Raw genomic sequence first — 18,480 nt, forward strand, 5'->3', positions numbered from 1 at the left:
ACTTTTTTACTCGAGAGCTCTTTATTTTCCGTTGAGCTCCTTGTAGGATGCTTCCAGTTCCGTGATCAATTGATCACCACCGGCTTTTCTCCAGCTTGCGATTTCCTGCTCCCAACCATCATCATCGATTTTACCCATAATGTACTTGGTCTGCGCATCCCATATCATCTGATCCAGCTCCTGACCACGCTCGGTATAGATTGCCGAAGACAACGTGAGTGCCGGATTGGCAATGGCGTACTGCTCATTCTCACGTGCCATTTTCGTTCCTTTCATGCCGATCGGAACATCGACCAGTTCAGCTACGTTATACCCTTCGATACTTAACAGGTTATCACGATATGGCTTCACTTCACGCTGATAGGCGTCAAAATCCTTAAGTTCGGTTTTGCCATCCGCAGTCTTGGTGTAGTGCACATCAAGCAATCCACGGAGCTGCAACGTACTCAATTCCTCATCCATTAACTGATCCAGGAATGTGAGAACCTGCTTCAATTGCTCCTCGTCCGGTACGGACGCCTTCGGGATGACCAACATTCCGTAGTTCCCCGGTTCCCCGGCGATTCGAATGCCATCGGTTCCCTGGAACGGAGCCACGTCAATCTCTCCATCTGGAGCGTTAGGTGTAAGCCGCTGCTGAGACGACTTTCCGTTCTGAGCCACACCGTTAAGCTTCATGCCAACCAAGCCGGAATCCATTTTTTTGTCCGCATCGGAAGGATCAAGAGCTGGGAAATCACTGTTAATCAGTCCCTCGCTAAACAGACGCTTGAAGAGCTTCATCGTATCCACATATTCAGTGGTCAGGAACTCCGGGGTCAATTTCCCGGCATCGTCCACTCCCCATTTATTAACACCACCGATACTTACAGCGATCCGAGTCAGAGGGGAAGAAACACCTTCGTTATATTTTTTGAATAACAATGCACCATACGTATCCTCTTTGCCATTCCCGTCCGGATCGTTCTTGCGTATGGAGCGCATCACTTCATACCAATCATCCAGCGTTTTGGGTATATCCACCTTTAATGTATCAAACCAGTCCTTACGATATACAATAGCGGTTCGTCCAATATCCCTGAAGTTGGGAATGCCGTAGACCTTACCTTCAATTTTGATATTGTTAAAATAAGCCTCGGATTGGGCAGACAGGTTCTTATAATCCTTCAGGTACGGCCCCAGTTCCCAGAACAGTCCCGTTTTGGCAGCATTAAACGTTGTCGGCACATAATTCACACGCATAATGGTAGGCATCTCGCCTGAAGCAACCATAACGTTCACTTTATCATCAAAAGCAGACTGTGGAATCCACTGTACGTTGACATCCGTATTCGTGTATTCTTCAATCTTCTGTTCAATCCCGTTCTCCTTGGCGGGTATATCACCTACCTGCATTAAAGAGATGGAAATGGGAAGTTTACCTTCCCCTGCAGCAGGTGCTTTCTCTCCCCCGCAACCTGCAAGCAGCCCAGCGGACATTGCACCAATTACAACGATTCCGCCTAAACGGGACATTGGACCTTTTGGACTCATGAACCATCTCTCCTTTGGATGAGGTTATGTACACAGATCACTCCGATGACAGAACAACCTTCCGACCGCTGTTATCCCCAGATTTTTTGATTCCCTTCTAAAAAAGGGGACAATCCGGGGATAAAGGCGAACGCTTCGCTTCCTCAAGTTATTTCTGCCCTCTCCGTTCTCGTGTACATGTTAGTTGGACTTGTAAAGTTCAATCTCCACTCCTGCCAAAATGAACGGAGCAACCGATTTCGGATCATTGATCCGAATGGACTCGGTAACATAATACTCGTATGACCCATCACGATACGGGCTTCCTCCGAGGCCGGCTCCGCCGTTACACTGCGTCAGGGACAGTACGCCTTCACGATCCGTTTGCAGCAGATTCTGCAGCAGGCCCTGATATCCTTTTTCCGCTACCGCTTTGAACTTGCCACTCAGATATCCTTTACGCACACCTTTGGCCAATGCATAGACAAACATTGAAGTACCGGAAGCTTCCAGATAGTTCCGCTCACGTCCCGGCTGATCTAACAGATGTGGCCATAGTCCAGTCTGTTGATCCTGCACATGTACAAGCGCATTCGCCACCCGTTCGAAGATGCCCACAATTTGTCCGCGCTGCGGATGATCTACCGGAAGGTAATCCAATGTGTCCACAACCGCCATCACATACCAGCCCATTGCCCGGCTCCACACATGTGGAGAACATCCCGTTTCTCCGGAACTCCAGCGTTGCTCTTTGCTCTCATCCCAGGCATGGTACAAGAGACCGCTACGCGGATCACGCGTGCGCTGTTCCACCAGCAAGAGCTGCAGGGCAGCCTTGTCGAACCACTTCTCTTCTCCTGTCACTGCGCCATACTGGGTCAGGTACGGAGTCGCCATGTACAACCCATCCAGCCACATCTGGAAGGGGTAAATCTTCTTGTGCCAGAACCCGCCTTCACTCGTGTGTGGCTGTCCCTTAAGCTGAGTGATAAGCAACTCCGCAGCTTTGCGGTATTTCTCTTCCCCTGTTTTCTCGAGCAATAGGAATAGCGACTTCCCCTGATTAATCTGATCCAGATTATATTCCTCAACCGTATAGGAGCGAATGGAGCCATCTTCCTGAACAAAATGATCCATCAGCTCACGGATGTAGTCAAAATACTTCTGCTCCCCTGTGTGCGTGTACAGCTCCTCCAGTGCTTTCAGGAAGCAGCCGTTCTCATAATGCCAAGTGGAGTACAACTCATGGTTGCGATAACTTTCCATGAACTGCTGTGCCATGCGCACCGATGTGAATTGTAATGTTTCCTTCATGATCAAGCCTCCGCTTCCGGCTCTTTATTGAGCCTGTTTTTTGTAATCTTCGGCATATTCCTCACGAATCTTGTTTCCACCAGCATTGCCCCAATTCTCGATTTCCTTTTCCCAGCCACTTTGATCGATTTTGCCCATGATGTATTTGGTCTGCGCATCGGCAATCATCTGATCCAGATCCGCCCCACGGTCACCATACGTTGGAGAATATAACGTCAGCGCAGGGTTTGGCACAGCGTGCTCCGCCAGTTCCTTAGCAAGTGCCGTACCTTTTTCACCCAGTTCAGTATCCTTCAATTTCGGTACGTTATATCCTTCCACATAAGGAAGGTTATCACGGTAAGGCTTCACTTCACGCTGGAATGCATCGAAGTCACTCATCTCCACCTGATCTTCGCCCACTTTGGTGTAATGTTTATCTTCCATACCACGCATCAACAGAGTAGCCATCTCAGGGTCCATCAGTTTATCCAGGAAAGAGAGCAGATTCTTGAGTTCTTCTTCCGATTTCACCGTCGATTTAGGGAATGCCAGAATTCCGGAGTTACCCGTCTGTCCTGCAACACGATCTCCGTTCGGTCCAAGCAAACCAGCGATGTCTACCACACCATCCGGATTGTTTTTGGACAGACGCTCTTGCTGACTTTTTCCGTTCTGAGCAACACCAACACGTATACCGACAACACCAGAATCATACTTTTTCTCCGCTTCTGTAGAGTCGAATACGGCAAAGTCCTGGTTCAGCAGTTTCTCATCGTACAAACGTTTCAGCAGATCCAGCACCTGCATATATTCCGGTGTCATGAATTCCGGCGTGAAGCTGCCATCATCCTCGACCTTCCATTTGTTAGGTGCACCAAAACTTACGCCAAGGCGAGTCGTGAAGGAATATTGGTCCTCATTGTATTTTTTGAAAAGCATCAGTCCAAACGTATTATCCTGACCATCTCCATCCGGATCGGAGGTTGCCAGTGTTTTGATCGTTTCATACCATTCATCCGGTGTCGTTGGCACCTTCAGATTCAGCTTCTCGAACCAGTCCTTGCGATAGATCACTGTAGCCCGCGCAATATCCGAGAATACGGGAACCCCATAGATTTTGCCCTCGACCTTGATGTTGTCAAAGAAACGCTCGTTCTGTGCCGAAAGATTTTTGTAATCTTTCAGCAAAGGCCCCACTTCCCAGAACACGTCATTACGCATTGCGCTGGTCACCGTTGGATTATATTGCACCTTCACAATTTTCGGCATATCGCTTGAAGCGATCATCACGTTAATTTTGTCATTGTAGGCCGAAGCCGGAATCCACTGGATATCCAGTTTGGTATTGGTATACGCTTCAATCTTCTGCTGAACTTCATTGCCTTTGCTTGGCACATCACCCACCTGTGCAATGGCTATGGACACATTTTGTACGCCGCCCTCGGCAGCCTGACCCTCATCTGATCCGCATCCTGCCAGCAAACCTGTCACCAGTGCCAGTGTGCTCAAGACAGCTACGGCTTTCTTTTTTGTTGCTTTCATAACATGAAAACCTCCCTTTTTTATGCAGTCATACTGAACTGACTTTGAACCATCTGCCGACTCAACCTTTCACCGAACCCAGCATCACTCCTTTGGCAAAGTGCTTTTGCAGGAATGGGTACACCAGCATAATCGGGATCGTGGAGAATACGATGACCGCCATGCGAATGGTAAGCGGCTGGATCTCGGTCTCTTCAATACTCGTGTCTCCGATTCGGCTCTGTGCCAGAATGACAATCTCACGCAGCCAGACCTGGACAGGCCACTTCTCACTATCGTTGATATAGATAACAGCGCTGAAGAAACTGTTCCAGTGGGCCACCGCATAAAAGAGTGAAAATGTCGCCATCGCTGGCATGGACAACGGTAATACAATCCGGAACAATACGCTGACATCGTTACATCCATCAATTTTGGCTGCATCCTCCAATTCATCGGGAATGGCCTGGAAGAAGTTTTTGAGTACGATCAAGTTAAATGCACTAATAGCGGTAGGTAACATCAGTGACCACAACGTATCCGTCAGGTGCAAGGATTTCACGACAAAGTAGGTTGGAATCATCCCGCCACTGAAGAGCATCGTGAACAATACACCCAGCAAAATGGGCTGGCGTCCACGCAAATATCTTCTGGAGAGCGGATACGCCATAAGTGACGTAAACAGCAGGTTAATGAAGGTACCAATCACCGTAATATAGATCGATACGCCCAGACTGCGAATCAAGGTATCTGTCGAGAAAATGTAACGATACGCAGCCAGCGAGAACTCTTTAGGAAAAAGAATGAATCCTCCCTTAGCCACTTCATGCGGACTGGTAAACGAAACCGCCAAAATATAAATGAACGGAATGACCGTCACGATTCCAATCAACAGCAGCAAGCCATGATTGATAAAATCAAAGATCCGGTTGCCCCACGTTTTATCCTGTTGCATTTTAATGTTCACTCCTGTCTGGTGAAGAACGTCTGCTCCCAAAGGTTAGTAGACGCCTTCCTCCCCGAATTTTTTGGCCATCGTATTGGCACCAAGAACAAGCGCCAGCCCGACAACCGATTTGAACAACCCGACAGCAGCACTATAACTGTACTGTGCCTGAGTAAGACCCTTCGTGTACACGTAGGTATCGAATACCTCGCCCACATCCCGGTTCGTCGGAGTCAGCATCAGGAAGATCTGTTCAAAGCCTGTATCCAGGAAATTGCCCAGACGCAGAATGAGCAAAATGACGATTGTACTGCGAATGGCAGGCAACGTAATATGCCAGGTTTGACGCCAGCGGTTGGCACCATCAATCCGTGCAGCTTCGTAGAGTTGTGTATCTACACCCGAAAGTGCCGCCAGGAAGATAATCGTGCCCCAACCGACCTCTTTCCAGATGGATTGTCCGACAATCATGGTTCGGAACCATCCCGGTTCAAGCAAGAAAGCCACCTTTTGCCCCGTCAGGTTATAGAGCAATTCGTTAATGGCGCCGCCCTCGGTTGTAAACAACATGTAGAACACACCGACAACAACAACCCAGGATACAAAGTGTGGAACATAGACTAGCGTTTGTACAAATCGTTTGAAGCGTTCACGCCGAACCTCATTCATCATGAGGGCCAATACAATCGGCAGTGGGAAAAAGAACACAATGTTATAAATGGCAAGCAAAAACGTATTTCGAAATAATGTCCAGAACTGCGGTTCTCCGAAGAAACGCTGGAAATGTTTGAACCCTACCCACTCACTCCCCAAGATGCCCTTGTAAGGCGTGTAATCCTGAAAAGCCATTGTGATGCCATACATGGGTATGTATTTGAAGATAACAAAGTAAAGCACACCCGGTATTAACATGATATACAGCCACCGGTTTTTGATAATGTCCCTCCACAGCAGGTTTTTGTCACTGCGGGTAGCGGGCCGTGTCCGAGCCGCCGTTTCGGCTTTCATATTGTCTTCCTCCCCACATTGGAAACGATTACAAAATATCACTTCCTGAATTCATGTCTTCATTGTGGCGGATAAACCAATGACTGGCTATCGTCTCCTTTTAGCCTCTTGTTTTCCCTTGTGTAGCAAGGGATCAGGCCATTTTTGTCACAGAATTAAAAGGCGTAATGAACTGCTTTCAACCTCAATATTCCTGTCTTAACTCCATGGTTTGAATCGGCCTGCTTCCTTCATCCGGACATGAAAAAGCCTGCCTGCCATGGCAGGCAGAGCAGGTTTGTTTTATCGCTGCTGCTCCCGGTATTTGCCGGGGGTCGTTCCTGTGATTTTGCGAAACGTACGGATAAATGCAGTTGGATTGGTATAGTTTAATTTCTCGGCAATCTCCGATATTTTGAGATTCGTCGTTTGCAGCCATGTTTTGGCTTTTTCCATACGGTACTCTGCGAGATATTCAGTAAAATTAACTCCAGCTTCCTTCTTGAATACCCGACTTAGGTAGACAGGATGGAAATTAAGCTCTGCGGCACAGGCCTCCAGCGACAATTCACGATCATAACGTTCCTCGATTAATCGAATCATGCGCCTTGCAATGTTCATGTATTGGGATTCTTCCTGTTCTCGCCAGAAACGGATGACGGGCAGGAACAGCCGCTTGCGGAACCAATTGGTCATTTCATCCAACGTGGACAACTTCAGCAAATGTGCCATGGATGCTTTTTCACCCAATACTTCAGCCACATCTCCACCTTGCTCCTGCACAAGCTGATATACACGAGACAATAACTGAACCATAATGACAGGGTATTCACTGAAATGAAGCTTCTTGTCTGCAAGCAGCCCCAAATATTGCTTGAAGTACGCATCCGTCTTCTCCTCATCTCCTTGCTTGAGGGCAGAAGCGAGCTGATCTTCAATCATGCGCAGTTGGGTATACAATGCGGCCTCCATCTGACCACGCGGCTGAATATCCTCGTAATGCAAAATTATACGGCTGCCCAGACTTACCCGGCCTTGCAGAGCCTCTCGACTCTCCTGAACCGCTCTTGGGGTATCTCCAATGCAGGAATATGAACGACTGATGCCGATGCTTACAGGCAGATTCAGATAAGTCACGACACGTTCCCGAATCCAGTCTGCCTGTGTATGCATCCATTCCTTCAGCTTCACCTCATCCGTCAGTTCGGAAGCAAGTACGGTGACCTGAGCATCATCCAGCATAACGGGGGTGAACCGAACTGACGAAGGAAGAAGCTCACCTACCATATTGTTGACAGCAAACAGCAGCAGGTCCCGATCCTGTTCCTCATATCTGGTCCCTTCCAATGTATCAATCTGGAGCATAAGCACGCCAAGACTGGCCCACCCCGTCGGAAAATCGTACAATTCTCCCTGATATCTGAAATCTTCTTCCGAGATTTTGCCTGTTAACAGTTTGGTCATAAAAAACTCCTGGAGGTGCACATGCTGCCCCTTCATCTGCTCACGCATCGTTTTCTCTGAACTGAACAACGTTGACAACTGTTCCTCGATATAGATAAATTCATCCTGACGACGTCCTGACGGAGCCACTGGAGCATCCAGTCCCTTTGTAAACTGCAGCAATCTCGAGATCGGTGAATACATCCGCCGACTGCCGTATATGGCGACAAGTCCCGTTACACATAACATCACCAGTGTAGCAACGCCGGTAACCAGGGCAATTTTCTGCGACTGGGCCGTGATCTGCCCTAGAGATACGACAGATACGTACAACCAACCATTGAGCGGAGATTGCCTGTAACTGACTGCTACCTGGTTACCCTCCACCTCTGCACTGAAGAATCCCTCTGGCTCCCCCGTCGTCTGAACAATCTCATGGATTTCCTTATTTAAAGCGTCATATTTCGCACCTTGCCTTGTATCATTCAAAAAATATTTCTGATCCCTATCCAAGACGTACAGGTCACCTGAATTCGGATTGCGACTCAGAAATGTACTTAGCTCCGTATCGGCAATATCGATAACCAGAAAACCTTTTGGTTTCACATTGGTGGGTACCATCGGAATCTTGAATACCATGCTGACCACATTATCAGATGATATAAGCGTAGGTGCCTGTTCGGGTGTTAGTTCACCCATACCAGCTGATACGGGTACACTTTCTTTGGCTGAACTGGCATTCTGGGTGACCCAGAACAAGCTGTTGGTATAGGTGAGATACGAACCAATCCGGTCTCGTATACTGAAATCATCCAATTTGCCAAAAGAACGCATCGACACGACCCAATCTTCGTCCAGATTAACCAGATAGGCTTGGTCAATGTTCGTAACCGCTTGCAAGTTGTTAAAGCCGGATGTCAGATCACGAATCTCCTGGAATTCGCTACTGTCCAGTGGTTTCTTCATCGCTTGTAATACCAAAGGCGAATTCACATACTGGATGGATGACAATTGCAGACTGCGTAGTACTTGCTCTACCCGCATTTGGGTCTGATGCAATATCTGAAGATTACTCTCACGCACTTTCTGTTCAATGTCACGCGAAGCAATCGTATACGATACGGAACCAATAACAATAACCGGAAGGGCTCCGAGGATCAGGGTAAAGCAAAGCAAACGCAATAAATATTTAGGCAAGAAGAGCATCCTCCTTCTCATAAAATCGCTTTCATTGGATTATTTTACTATTGTTATTTTAAAACCCATTCTTATTCAAGTCCACTCATTTATTCTTAAGGTTGACTTCAAACCAATTTCCAGTTTATATTGGTTGCATATTCCTCAATCAAAGGAGAGATTTTTAATGTCGGTGAATGTTCTTAACTAACCAAGTTTCATATTCAGGAGTTTGGCCTTTCATTGCGCTTGTGCCCTTATGGCATACGTGTATTTCATGATGCGCCAGATCCCTGTACTTAGTTAAGAACAGCGGATATCATAAATCGCCTCCGGGATTGTAGTTGTCCGGGTCTATTTCCGCGCTGTGTTCAGCGCGGATTTTTTAATATAGACCTGTAGTGGACTCTGCTTTCCCATACGTTTAGGGCGGAGAATGACGTTTGTTCATTCTCTGCCCTTTTTGCGTTTTCAGGAATACGTTGTACCGCTTTAACTGAAATTCCATTTGAAATCCAAGGAGAGATTACGCATGAATGAAAACACATTACACAGTTTGGGCTATCCACAAATTCAAAAAAACGTTGCAGACTGCGCCCTTTCTTATCTGGGCAAGCGTTATGCCAGAGAACTGAAACCAATGGTTGACGCTCACCTGATTCAGATTCGCCTAGAGGAAACTGCCGAAGCAGCTGCATTGATTCGTTTTGGCGCCAGTATCCCCCTCCCTTCACTGGATGGAATGGAAACCATTATGGATCTGCTCGGTACCGGTTATCTATTCAGTGAACGTGACTTCAGTCATCTCGCTCAGTTCCTGCGGAGCTGTGCGCAACTTATGAAATACATGGAGGGTAAATCTGGGGCAGCTCCCACCGTCAGTCGTTATGCAGCATCCATGATTATGATCGAACCTTTGCTGAGTGAGATCGAGCGTTGCATCCATAGTGGACGCATTCAGGATCAGGCAAGCAAGGAACTGATTCGAATTCGTAAAAAAATGACCGTAAATGAGGAGCGAATGAAACGAAAGCTTGATTCTCTGGTAAGCAAACATCGCTCCATTATGCAGGAACATGTCATCAGTCAACGCGGAGGAAGAACGGTTCTGCCCATTAAGAAAGAGTTCCGCAAACAGGTGAAAGGCAGTGTGCTGGATGAATCCGGGAGCGGGCAAACCGTATATATTGAACCTGTTGAGTTAGTGGGCCTGCAGATGGAGTTGGCCGCTCTGCAAGCGGAGGAGTCCCGAGAGGAGATGAGAATTCTCGGTGATTTAACCTCCCTGGCCGAATCGTACAGCCGTGAAATCGCCCTGAATACCGAAACGGTAGGCGTGTTGGACTTCCTGTTTGCCAAAGCAAAATATGCGGCCACCATGGACGGACGTACCGTTCGAGTCAATACACAGGGCCACATCAGCCTTCAACGTGCACGTCATCCCTTCATGGGTTCTTCCATGGTCCCACTTGATTTTGCTATCGGCAGAACGTACTCGTCGCTCATTATTACCGGCCCGAATACCGGTGGTAAAACGGTCGCACTCAAAACGCTAGGTTTGCTCACCCTGATGATGCAATCCGGTTTGCTTATTCCGGTGGAGGAAGGTGGCGAGATGGCTGTTTATAACGAGGTAGCGGTCGATATTGGTGACGGACAGAGTATGGAACAAGCACTCAGTACATTCTCTGCACACATTCGCAATATGATCGGCATACTGGAACAGGCCAATACTTCGACTCTGGTGCTCATTGATGAGATGGCTTCCGGCACAGATCCCGGTGAAGGTGTTGGACTTTCTATCGCCATGCTGGAGGAACTTCACAGCCGCGGAGCAACCGTTGTAGCGACAACGCATTTCGGTGAGATCAAACATTTTGCAGCTGCCACGCCAGGATTTGAAAATGCCCGTATGGAATTTGATACCTTATCTCTCCAGCCTCTTTATCGATTGCGTATCGGTGAAGCCGGCGAAAGTTACGCCTATTCCATTGCATTGAAGCTAGGCATGCCACAGCGTATTATCGAGCGTTCCAAGTCTCTGTCGGATCAAAGTAGCTCGAGAGATCGTACATTCGTGTTTACGTCACCTCCTTTGGAAACTCCGGTCCTAAAGCCTGATCGTCCCGTTACAGAAGCAAGCGACCCAGCAGAGTTGTCCAAGCGGAATACGTCTAACCAATCAAAGGATTCCGCCAGTTTCCACAAAAAGACAACAACCAGAGCGTCAGATTCTCCTGCCCCTGCCAAACCTTTTCGCAAAGGGGATCGGGTGTATGCGGCCTATCTTAATCAGTCGGGCATCGTCTGTGATGTGGAGGATAGCCGTGGAAATATCGGAGTCATGTTGAGAGGGCGCAAGGTCAAAATCCATAAAAAACGCCTGACCCTGCATATATCTGCTGATGAACTTTATCCGGGCGACGACTACGATCTGGACATCGTGTTTGAGACAAAAGAAAACCGCAAGAAGCGTAAACTAATGGGACGCAAGCATGTGGAAGGCCTACAGATCGAATTACCGCCTGAAGAATAGCCAAGTGGAAAAAACAGATATAGTGAAATGGAATTCATATGTACATTTAAGCACAGTGAATTCCATAATCCCCAGCACAGTTCTGTTATACTGAGATCAGTGTGTTCGTCTTCAACTCGCAGCTATTCCACAGGGAGGGAAGAACCGAATGTCTGTAGAACAAGACGATCAAGAGCGCATCCATATCGATGTTCTTGTCTGCCCTTTATGCGGGGAAGCTAATCGCTGTTCCTATGCCGCAGGGCATCCTCATTCGGAATGCTGGTGTAACCGGGCTACTTTCCCCGAAGGTGTATTTGACCGCATTCCGCCAGAGCAGCGCCGAAAATCGTGTATATGTCAACGCTGTTTGGATGACTATGCCGATAAACTCCAACAAAAAGAAGAGCCACACAGTTAACAACTGTATGGCTCTTCTTCTATTGTGCATTATCTAAGACCGTTAGCCACGCTACCACTGCTCTTACATTTGGTTATACTGAGCAACAGCCTGTTGAAGCACCGGATGATGCTCATCCATGGACGTATAATGATGCAGTGCAGCCGCAATCCCCTTCTGGCGGATCATGTCCTGCAGTTCAACTGCTTCCGGATCATCGGAGACATCGAATTTGCAGGCAGCTGCCATGCCCATAGCCAGATAGGTCGTTTCAGTTCCATCCGCATAGGCCTGAAGAGCCGGGCGAACCAGACGATCATTCGGAGACAGCTTGCGCAGCGGAGAACGACCCACACGAGTGACCTCATCGGTGAGATACGGGTTGACGAACCGTCCCAGTATTTTGACAATATACTGCTCATGCTCGTCAGGATTAAATCCAAACCGTTTCACCAGAACTGCCCCGGTTTCCTGCAAAGCGCTGTATACAATGGATTTTACCTTTTCGTCGGCAATAGCCTTCTGAATCGTGTCATACCCATGCACATTACCGATATACGCTGCAACACAATGCCCTGTATTTACAGTGAACAGCTTCCGTTCAATATACGGCTCCAGATCATCGACATATACAATGCCCTCAACCGGTTTGAATGCAGGAGCCATCTGGGAGCGATCCACCACCCACTCGTAAAAAGGCTCTACCTGTACATGCAGAGGATCTTCATGATGCTGAATAGGCACAATCCGGTCTACTGCTGAATCGGGGAAATAAATGTACTGATCCGCAAGGGAACGTACGTCTTCATTGAGCAGAGCATATACATGCTCTTTCAATTGCGTACTGGCTCCAATTGCGTTCTCACAAGCAATAATGTGGAGAGGGTTTTGAGCAGGACCTGAATTCAGTCTCTTCTCAAGTCCTTTCGCAATGCCCGGTGCAATATGCTTTAGTACGCCTACACCCACTGCGGTTGTAATCAGATCCGCTTCCACCACAGTTTGGGCAACCTTTTCTAACTGAGTCCCATCGATTGCGTTTACACCCATGACGGTCTCCTGATCCTTGCTCTCGTTAGCCAGTTCTACCGTGTACTGTCCCCGTTGCTGGAGAGCCGTTACCAAGTCCTGATTCACGTCGGAGAAAATCACCTCATACCCTGCACGGGAGAGAATCAATCCAATGAACCCGCGTCCAATGTTACCTGCGCCAAAGTGTAGGGCCTTCATAGTTCCATTTCACTTTCCAGAATAGCAATAACTTCTTCGGCTGTTTTCGCCAGTCGCAGTGCCTCCATATTCTCATCTTCAGCACAGATCACCGCGATGCTAGTCAAGATCTCCATATGCTCCCCGCCTTGAGCCGCGATACCAATCACCATATAGGCTTTTTCTTCGCCAAAATCAACACCCTGTGGATACTGAATGACAGAGATACCTGTGGATAAAATGAAAGATTTGGATTCCTTCGTACCGTGCGGGATCGCAAGTCCGTTCCCTACATAGGTCGACACAATCTCTTCGCGTTCAATCATCTTCTCAATGTAATCAGCAGTAATATGTCCCGCATCCTTCAGAATCTGTCCTGCCATACGAATCGCTTCATATTTGTCCTGAGCCGTCGCATTCAAGATGACTTTATCTGTTGTTAACATACTCATCATTTTTGGCCTCCAATTTCGGTTTTACTGCGATAAAATCCAACCAGTTCCTGGGACAGGTAATGAATGAGTTCATCCCTGATTCCCTTTTCCAGCAATGCAATCATTTCTTCCTGCAATAACAGTGCGCTAATCTCACTGAGAACCTCCAGGCTTTCCTTGGATAATTCTCTGGGACCGAGCATCAAGAGGATATGGGTAACTCCTGCCGGATCATCCGGCGTACGAAGGAGTGGCTCAGTGAGCTGAAATAGGCTGATAGACGGCCTGTAGATGCCCTCACTGCGTGTATGGAACAGCGCAAGTCTTGTGCCGGGAATCTTTTGACTCCCCACTGCTTCACGTGCCTCCAACCGTTTCGCAATCTCCTCCGGTTCCTTCAAAACACCCGATTCATGGAGTACGTTGCACATCGCATATACGGTTTTATAGAAACCAATATCCTGGTTATCCAGCGAGTACACCTGAAACTTCCCAATAATCCGGACGATTTCAACCAGAATAGCTTCCATTCCGTCAGGGTTCGAGTAACGACTTGTCGTCTGAACCTCTGTTTCACGCGGGTTGTTATGCTGTCGTTGTAACGTTGTTGTCCTGATAAAATGACGCAGCTGCTCACTCTCTTCTGCCGTGAGCAGTGGGCTCACTTTGTAATACTGATGCTCATCCATCGGCAGATCGACAGTGGATAACACCAGGTCATATTCATCTGTAGGGATTCGAGTAGCTTCATACCAGGACACGCTGTCCATGATCCGAATCTCGGGAATCTCCTTCGTCAGTCGACTGGAAAGCATACGTGATGATCCGATTCCGCTTGTACACACAATGATCGCCCTGATTTCCCGTTTCAATGCACGCAACCTCTCAATGGAAGCTCCAAAATGCATGACCAAGAAACCAATTTCCTCATCCGGAACTTCCACACTCGGCCAAGCTTGATGCACGGATTTTTTGACATCTTCGAAGAGTGAATCATAATCCTTGCGAATCTGCTGCAGCAACGGATTACGAATGATCTGCTGTTCTTCAATTCGCTCCATTACAGGTTGCATATGACCAATCAGGCCCTCACGAAGCAAACGATCCTCATGAAAGGCATAATGAGTTCTAGCCTGCATCTGATCAATCAGTGAATGTACCCTGTCCAGTAAAATCAAGTCGTCTATCGGCAACAGCCGTGAAGAGTGAATCCGTTGTTCTGTCTCAATTAATAGTCTGTGAAAATAAGCTTGCTCATCTTGGGAGAATGTCAGCCCCAGCTGGGTGGATAGAACACTGCACAAGCGGGAAGCCAGATAAGGTGGAACCTTTATCTCACCCTGCTCTGCAATTTCATCTCCCTTCTTCTCCCGGGGAGATACACGGCCAATGCCAAAGCCTTTACGAATACGTACAACTGCTACGGATAATTGAATCAGCAGCTTCATGTATTGCCGTTCCGGGATGTTCTCCAGCCATTCGATATCCGGCTGCCATAACGCATTTTCGACCGTTAGCACATCACCATGTCCAATCATATCCAGCAGTTTTTGGTTTACGATGGAGCCTCCTTGTTCTGGCTGTCTTCCGAACAGGTCAGACTCATCCAGAAATTCGAGGGCAAGTGCAGCTATCGCTGTGCGATGAAACGTCTCACTTCCGTTAATTTTGACACCATATCCACGCCTGCGAACCAGCTTCAGTCCAGCCTGAAGAATCCGTGACTCCAGATCGTCCAGATCAGTGGTTACCGTGGACACAGTCACCTTCAGATCCGAAGCAAGAGCAAGCAACTTCACAGGCTCCGACTCATCAAGCAGGATGCAAAGCATGAAGAGCTTACGCTCTTCTGGCGTAAACTCTACATATTCTTTACCCTCCAGTTGCTGTCGCAATGCAGTCAGATCATCCGAACCGGAATCAATTCGAATACCGGTTCCTGATTTTTTTTCCAGTCTCATCCCCAAAGGTTCAAGCCATTGTTCAATCATTTGAAGCTCGCGATGAACCGTTCGGGTACTGACTTTTACTTCAACGGCGATTTCGCCGGCAGTGACTTCATGTGGATGCTCCAGCAGAAACTCCACGATTTCACGTTGTCTTTTGGTAATACTCATATCTCAGCCTCCGGCTCAGGGAAAACGAATGCGTGCAATTACTTCAGACGTTCAACGAGCGCATCATATTCCGGGCTTTTTAGGAAGTTGTCGATGGATATATGTTCTGCATTCGGCGCCACAGAGCGGGCACGATCGGTTAATACTTGTTGTGTGATCACCACATCTGCATCCGGCGGGATATCACTGATGGCCGTATTGGTCACCGTAACGTCAATCCCCTCGGCCTTCATCTTCTTGCGTAGAATGGAAGCGCCCATGGCACTCGATCCCATACCTGCATCACAGGAGAAGACGATCTTCTTCACATCTGTTTTCACTGTAGAAAAGGCCATATCCGCAGCTCTGTCTGCTTCACGTTGATTAGCCGTAATGCCAGCGTTTGGCACGGTTCCTTGACTCTTCATGTCTTTCATCCGACTGGATGCAGACTCCAGATCTTCGTCCTTTTGTTTACCCGTTTTCAGCAACAATGCTGCCACAAGGAAGGAAACGACCGCTGCTACAAGAACCCCTGCAAGCATTGGGAGGTATCCACCTCTTGGTGTTAAAAGGAAATACGCGATAATACTACCCGGTGATGGTGCTGAGACAAGCCCTGCGCCTGTAAGCATGAATGTTAATGTACCTGCAACACCGCCTGCGATTGCGGCAAGGATCAGAATCGGTCTCATCAGAATGTAAGGGAAGTAGATCTCATGAATTCCCCCGAAGAAATGAATGATAACGGCACCTGGTGCAGAAGATTTGGCCATTCCGCGTCCGAAGAAACAGTAAGCAAGCAAGATACCAAGTCCCGGACCCGGGTTGGATTCAAGCATGTATAATACGGATTGCCCTAATTCTCTTGCTTGATCTGTTGCAATAGGCGTAAGAATACCGTGGTTAATTGCATTGTTCAGGAACAATACTTTACCCGGTTCGATAATCAGGTTAACCAGCGGCAGCAAGCCCAGATTCATTAAGCCTTGCACCCCGGCAGACAATACTTTGCTAATCGCTTCTACAGCCGGCCCGATGCCCAGTAGCGCAAAAATCCCCAAGATTCCGCCAATAATACCAGCTGAGAAGTTGTTAACCAGCATTTCAAATCCGGCTCTAATTTTACCTTCGATCGATTTATCGAATTTTTTGATGATCCATGCTGCCAGAGGTCCAGCGATCATGGCCCCGAGGAACATCGGAATATCGCTACCCACGATGACCCCAATGGTCATAATGGCACCCACGACACCACCACGCTGGCCATGCACCATCGTACCCCCGGTGTAACCGATTAACAGTGGCAGCAAATATTTGATCATCGGATCTACTAGCTGGGCAAGCGTCTCGTTAGGGAACCAGCCTGTTGGAATGAACAGAGCCGTAATTAATCCCCAGGCGATAAATGCGCCCATATTCGGCATGACCATACCACTCAGGAATCGGCCGAAGCGCTGAACCCCTACCCGTAGCCCACCTTTGGAATTGGACGTTTGGTCCAAATTACTCATTGTATTATCCTCCTTGGATCAAGTGATTATGATTATGAAAGGGGTATCATTTCTCCCCTGCTGTAATCCTAAGCGAGAATGCTCTCCTGTTCAATGAAATGAAAGCGTACTTTCGTCATGAACAATGATGACAACATTAGGTTATGTAATCGTTTTTATCTATGCATAATGGCTGAACTTATTGGTACATAAGGCTTTTCTTGCCTATGACTTTTATCATTTCCAAAATCATTTTCTAACCTACAGCTTGGTCTAATCAGACAATTTGCATCCACAAGCTGCTTCAATCAGTATTCACAACGTTCCTTGGAAAGCACAAAAAAACCTGTGCAAGCATCAAGCTCACACAGGTCGCAATAACATGAAGCACATCTCATTTTTCTATAAAAACATATGTTAATAAGTACAAGTTCATTGATTCTATTCTTCGGTATGTTTGCGATACGCATCTGCATTCATCAATGTGGACAATGCTGCAGACAGATCTCCCTCAACACGAATCTCGATCATCCAGCCTTCCTCGTAAGGAGAGCTGTTTACCAGTTCAGGTGAGTCCTGCAACGAATCATTCACCGCAATGATTGAACCAGTGACTGGAGAAAACAAGTCCGACACCGTTTTGACCGATTCGATCGTTCCAATGCTGTCTTCTGCTTTTACATTGGTTTCAAGGTCAGGCAATTCCACAAACACAATGTCACCCAGCTGATGCTGCGCGAACTCGGTAATGCCAATACGTACAGTATCCTCCCCTACGGTTTGCACCCATTCGTGCTCTTCACTGTACAGGAAATCACTTTTCAATTCGCTCATCGATATCCGCCTCGCTTTTCATTAATGAGTGCATGCGTTCTTTGACCTTAACCTTTTTCCCAGAACATAGCGTATGATATTTATGAATCAAATGTCAAGATACCTTACAATTTATTTGCTAATCCCTTCCTCAAACCGTAACCTGAATACACTCTTTCTACATATACTGGTGAATATTAGAATAGTAAGCGTAGTCTTTTTAAATACACGAACGATTATATTAAAACTATATTAAATATTCGGTTTTTAATCATTTTCTATGATATCGTTCTTGACATCGATAGTGGATTCACGTTTTAATGAGAGGAGTAAAAGTGTTTATTGGACTATGTTATACCCGCGGATGAATGTAAAGGGAGAGATTACCCGTGACACCCGACTCGGGATGTACATGAGGTAACGCCGAAGGAGTAAACCACCGATAAGCGGGGGTGAATCTCTCAGGCAAAAGGACTTTTACGGGACGCAACTCTGGAGAGCATCTATTCGCCCTGTGCGGGCGTCATGATCACCCAAGGGGAAACCTGCTGTTCGACGCGGCGGGGTAACTCTCAGGTACAAGGGACAGAGCCTTAGAATACAGTGTGCTACTTGGCATGCCGGTTCTTTGGCCTGTCC

13 protein-coding genes and 2 riboswitches are annotated in these 18,480 nt (G+C 47.5%); of the genes, 2 read left to right on the plus strand and 11 right to left on the minus strand.

All coding sequences use genetic code 11. The annotated features are described in order from the left end of the window. Positions 1 to 21 precede the first annotated feature (21 nt). The 6 genes from FS628_RS17585 to FS628_RS17610 all read right to left on the minus strand — a co-directional run bounded on the left by FS628_RS17585 (position 22) and on the right by FS628_RS17610 (position 8,902). The gene (locus FS628_RS17585; protein ID WP_145323907.1) at positions 22 to 1,533 is read right to left on the minus strand and encodes an extracellular solute-binding protein; all 1,512 of its coding nucleotides are present in this window, start codon (positions 1,531 to 1,533) and stop codon (positions 22 to 24) included. Positions 1,534 to 1,713: 180 nt separating this feature from the next. Next, the gene (locus FS628_RS17590; protein ID WP_145323909.1) at positions 1,714 to 2,826 is read right to left on the minus strand and encodes a glycoside hydrolase family 88/105 protein; all 1,113 of its coding nucleotides are present in this window, start codon (positions 2,824 to 2,826) and stop codon (positions 1,714 to 1,716) included. Between the two features lie 24 nt (positions 2,827 to 2,850). Beyond that, a complete protein-coding gene (locus FS628_RS17595; protein ID WP_145323911.1) occupies positions 2,851 to 4,350 on the minus strand; it encodes an extracellular solute-binding protein in 1,500 nt (499 codons plus the stop codon). Positions 4,351 to 4,411: 61 nt separating this feature from the next. Further along, positions 4,412 to 5,284, minus strand: a complete 873-nt coding sequence (locus FS628_RS17600; RefSeq protein WP_145323913.1) for a carbohydrate ABC transporter permease — start codon at positions 5,282 to 5,284, stop codon at positions 4,412 to 4,414. Between the two features lie 45 nt (positions 5,285 to 5,329). Further along, complete coding sequence (locus tag FS628_RS17605) at positions 5,330 to 6,283, minus strand: ABC transporter permease (protein ID WP_145323915.1); 954 nt, start codon at positions 6,281 to 6,283, stop codon at positions 5,330 to 5,332. A 282-nt stretch (positions 6,284 to 6,565) separates the two neighbouring features. After that, positions 6,566 to 8,902: an AraC family transcriptional regulator gene (locus FS628_RS17610; protein ID WP_186327847.1), complete on the minus strand. Its 2,337-nt coding sequence runs from the start codon at positions 8,900 to 8,902 to the stop codon at positions 6,566 to 6,568. Between the two features lie 511 nt (positions 8,903 to 9,413). On the opposite strand from FS628_RS17610, the gene FS628_RS17615 reads away from it, so the two are divergent. Both FS628_RS17615 and FS628_RS17620 read left to right on the plus strand, forming a co-directional pair. Beyond that, on the plus strand, positions 9,414 to 11,417 hold the full coding sequence (locus FS628_RS17615) for an endonuclease MutS2 (RefSeq protein ID WP_145323919.1): 2,004 nt from the start codon (positions 9,414 to 9,416) through the stop codon (positions 11,415 to 11,417). A 148-nt stretch (positions 11,418 to 11,565) separates the two neighbouring features. After that, positions 11,566 to 11,817, plus strand: a complete 252-nt coding sequence (locus FS628_RS17620) for a cysteine-rich CWC family protein (RefSeq protein ID WP_145323921.1) — start codon at positions 11,566 to 11,568, stop codon at positions 11,815 to 11,817. A 63-nt stretch (positions 11,818 to 11,880) separates the two neighbouring features. Here the strand turns inward: FS628_RS17620 and FS628_RS17625 are convergent, their stop codons facing one another. From FS628_RS17625 to gcvH, 5 genes are all read right to left on the minus strand, one after another. After that, a complete protein-coding gene (locus FS628_RS17625; protein ID WP_145323923.1) occupies positions 11,881 to 13,026 on the minus strand; it encodes a mannitol-1-phosphate 5-dehydrogenase in 1,146 nt (381 codons plus the stop codon). Next, the gene (locus tag FS628_RS17630; protein WP_145323925.1) at positions 13,023 to 13,457 is read right to left on the minus strand and encodes a PTS sugar transporter subunit IIA; all 435 of its coding nucleotides are present in this window, start codon (positions 13,455 to 13,457) and stop codon (positions 13,023 to 13,025) included. Before FS628_RS17630 ends, FS628_RS17625 begins: the two co-directional genes overlap by 4 nt. Continuing rightward, positions 13,457 to 15,556: a BglG family transcription antiterminator gene (locus FS628_RS17635; protein WP_145323927.1), complete on the minus strand. Its 2,100-nt coding sequence runs from the start codon at positions 15,554 to 15,556 to the stop codon at positions 13,457 to 13,459. The genes FS628_RS17630 and FS628_RS17635 overlap by 1 nt, the downstream gene beginning before the upstream one ends. Positions 15,557 to 15,594: 38 nt before the next feature. After that, complete coding sequence (locus FS628_RS17640; RefSeq protein WP_145323929.1) at positions 15,595 to 17,049, minus strand: PTS mannitol transporter subunit IICB; 1,455 nt, start codon at positions 17,047 to 17,049, stop codon at positions 15,595 to 15,597. Between the two features lie 420 nt (positions 17,050 to 17,469). Then, a complete protein-coding gene (gcvH, locus tag FS628_RS17645) occupies positions 17,470 to 17,862 on the minus strand; it encodes a glycine cleavage system protein GcvH (RefSeq protein WP_145323932.1) in 393 nt (130 codons plus the stop codon). 343 nt (positions 17,863 to 18,205) lie between these two features. Next, a riboswitch (glycine riboswitch) is annotated at positions 18,206 to 18,328 on the plus strand. Positions 18,329 to 18,331: 3 nt separating this feature from the next. Next, positions 18,332 to 18,432, plus strand: a riboswitch (glycine riboswitch). Positions 18,433 to 18,480: the final 48 nt, after the last annotated feature.

Source organism: Paenibacillus xylanexedens (assembly GCF_007676705.1).
Lineage (GTDB): Bacteria > Bacillota > Bacilli > Paenibacillales > Paenibacillaceae > Paenibacillus > Paenibacillus xylanexedens_C.